Genomic DNA, 362 nt, shown 5'->3' with positions numbered 1-362 from the left:
TCCTCGCCGGCCTGCTCCACCGCCTCCCGAGAGACAGGCTGCGACAGCTCCTGCTGCTGGTACAGCCGGACACGATCTTGCGCTGGCACCGCGATCTGCTCAAGCGGCGCCATGCCGCGACCTGCGTGCCGAAGCGCCGCGGGCGCCCGCCCACGACCCGCTCGATCCGCACCCTGGTCCTGCGCCTCGCCCGGGAGAATGCCTCCTGGGGGTACCGCCGGATCCACGGCGAGCTCGCGGCCCTGGGCATCCAAGTCGCCGCCTCCACCGTCTGGGAGATCCTGAAGGAGCACGGCATTCCGCCCGCGCCGGAGAGACAGAGCCACACCTGGGCCGACTTCCTGCGCGGCCAAGCCGACGCA

The 362-nt window shown here is 72.1% G+C and carries 1 protein-coding gene; it reads left to right on the top strand.

Translation table 11 applies throughout. The features are described 5' to 3' along the window. The coding region (locus KUM49_RS37885; protein WP_374200253.1) for a helix-turn-helix domain-containing protein at window positions 1-362 on the top strand (362 nt) is incomplete at both ends.

This window comes from Streptomyces sp. AC555_RSS877 (genome assembly GCF_019049245.1).
In the GTDB taxonomy this organism is placed as follows: domain Bacteria; phylum Actinomycetota; class Actinomycetes; order Streptomycetales; family Streptomycetaceae; genus Streptomyces.
The sequence above is the reverse complement of the archived record's forward strand: the minus strand, read 5'-3'. Positions and strand labels throughout refer to the sequence as shown.